Annotated in this window: 4 protein-coding genes; 2 read left to right on the top strand and 2 right to left on the bottom strand. The window is 73.4% G+C overall.

Annotation, left to right across the window (positions count from 1 at the left end; translation table 11 throughout):
• Positions 1–170 precede the first annotated feature (170 nt).
• Positions 171–428 (bottom strand): DUF7218 family protein, encoded by a 258-nt coding sequence (locus tag ACFFNX_RS49020; RefSeq protein ID WP_378213333.1) that lies wholly within the window; start codon positions 426–428, stop codon positions 171–173.
• Positions 429–513: 85 nt separating this feature from the next.
• On the opposite strand from ACFFNX_RS49020, the gene ACFFNX_RS49015 reads away from it, so the two are divergent.
• Together ACFFNX_RS49015 and ACFFNX_RS49010 are read left to right on the top strand one after the other, a co-directional pair.
• Positions 514–1,098 (top strand): DNA topoisomerase IB-related protein, encoded by a 585-nt coding sequence (locus ACFFNX_RS49015; RefSeq protein ID WP_378213332.1) that lies wholly within the window; start codon positions 514–516, stop codon positions 1,096–1,098.
• Positions 1,095–1,388 carry a hypothetical protein gene (locus ACFFNX_RS49010; protein ID WP_378213331.1) on the top strand — a complete coding sequence of 98 codons (294 nt, stop codon included), beginning with the start codon at positions 1,095–1,097 and terminating at the stop codon, positions 1,386–1,388. The genes ACFFNX_RS49015 and ACFFNX_RS49010 overlap by 4 nt, the downstream gene beginning before the upstream one ends.
• Here ACFFNX_RS49010 and ACFFNX_RS49005 read toward each other — a convergent pair.
• A partial coding sequence (locus ACFFNX_RS49005) for a Ppx/GppA phosphatase family protein (protein ID WP_446678568.1) occupies positions 1,363–1,843 on the bottom strand: 481 nt, incomplete at its 5' end. The genes ACFFNX_RS49010 and ACFFNX_RS49005 overlap by 26 nt on opposite strands.

The raw sequence follows: 1,843 nt of genomic DNA, 5'->3' as shown, positions 1-1,843 counted from the left end.
GCCCTCGCCCGCGCGGGCGTGGCCGTGGATCTGCTTCACGCGGCGACGTGCGCGGGGGCGGTGGCGCTGCTGCCGGCCTGGCGGCGGGCGGCTCTGGCCGACGGTACGGGCGCGGTGGTCTTCGCCATGGGCGGCCTGACCCGCACCCGTCCCACGTCGGCCGCGGCCCCTTAATGGTCGCGCAGGGCCTTGACGAGCTGTGCCTTGGTCATCGTCGACCGGCCCTTGAGACCGATCTCCCGGGCGCGCTCGACCAGGTCGTCCTTGCTCCACTCGTCATACGACGGGCTCTTGCCGCCCTTCTTGCCGACCGCCTTGCGTGAGCTGCCCGCGGCCGCGTTGGCGATCCGGGCCGACTTCTCCTTGCTCTCGCCCTTCTCGCGGAGCTTCTGGTAGGTCTTCTCGTCCTTGATCTGTGCTCTCGGCATCGATGTGCTCCCTTCTCGGTCGGCCGTTATGGGTCGCCTACCCACTCTGCGTGTTTCACACCTGCTCACGGGTAGCGCGAGGAGTGTGGACGACAGGCGAGGGGACGCCGTGACGCTCGTGCGCAGCGACCTCGGGGGCCCCGGCATCCGCCGGCGGCGGTGCGGACGCGGGTTCCGCTACTTCGGCGGAGAGGCCGTCGCGATCAGTGATCCCGGGACGCTCGCCCGCGTAAAGGCGCTGGTGATCCCGCCGGCGTGGGAGGACGTGTGGATCTGTCCCGACGAGAACGGGCACATCCAGGCCGTCGGGACCGACGCGGCGGGCCGGCGGCAGTACCGGTACCACGATCGGTGGCGTGCGCGCCGCGACCGGGAGAAGCACGACCGCGTCCTGGCGTTCGGCGCCGTCCTGCCCCGTGTCCGCGAGCGGGTCGAGCGCCACCTGGCCGGCCGGGGGCTGGGCCGCGAGCGCGTGCTCGCCGCCGCGATACGCCTGATCGACCTGGGCTTCTTCCGGCCGGGCGGCGAGAAGTACGCCGCGGAGAACGGCACGTACGGCCTGGCGACGGTCCGCCGGGAGCAGGTGATGTGCTCCCGCGGCGAGATCGTCTTCGATACACCGCCAAGGGCGCGAAGGAACGCGAGCAGGCCCTCGTCGACGACCAGGTGATCGCCGTCGTACGGAGCCTGAAGCGGCGCCGGAGCGGCGGGGAGGAGCTGCTGGCCTACCGGAGCGGCCAGCGCCGGCACAACGTCACCGCCGCGGACATCAACGACCACCTCCGGGAGCTCTCCTCCTACATCGACCCGCGGATCATCGAGCTGTACGAGCAGGGCGTCACGATCGAGCCGGCGCTCGCCGACCTCGGAAAGGGGCGCGACCTCGGCGAGCTCGCCACGCGGGGGCCGGCCGAGAAGGCCGTCCTGACGATCCTCACCGGCCACGCCGGGTCGCGGTGACCGTCCGGCGGCCGACGGGCCCCAGCCCCCGCGCGAACGTCGGTGGGACACGTCGGCGGTCGAGGGAGCGCTGGACCAGGCCGCCCAGCTCGTCGGTGACCGTGAGCGCCGGGGTCGTCCGCATCCGCCGGACCGCGATCCCTTCGCGCAGGGCCCATGGGCAGACCTCGGCCTCCTCTAAGTCGAGGGTCGTCATCAGGGCCTCGGCCACGATCGCTCCCGCGACGATCTGGTGCACCCGGCTCTTCGCGACTCCCGGTAGCCGGGCCCGGCGCCGGGCGTCGCAGGCGGCGAGCTCGGGGATCCGGTCGCGCAGCAGGTCGCGGCGCAGGACTCGGTGCGCGTACGGGCCGGCCGCGCCTCCCGGTGCTCCGGTCAGGCGGGCGAGCTGCTTGAAGGTCTTGGACGCCGCCACCGCCCGCCGCGCCGGGGGAAGCCCGCGGATCCGGCCGGCG

This window comes from Actinoallomurus acaciae, from assembly GCF_042429965.1.
GTDB lineage: Bacteria > Actinomycetota > Actinomycetes > Streptosporangiales > Streptosporangiaceae > Actinoallomurus > Actinoallomurus acaciae.
Note: the sequence above shows the minus strand (reverse complement) of the source record. Positions and strands in the feature narration are given on the sequence as shown.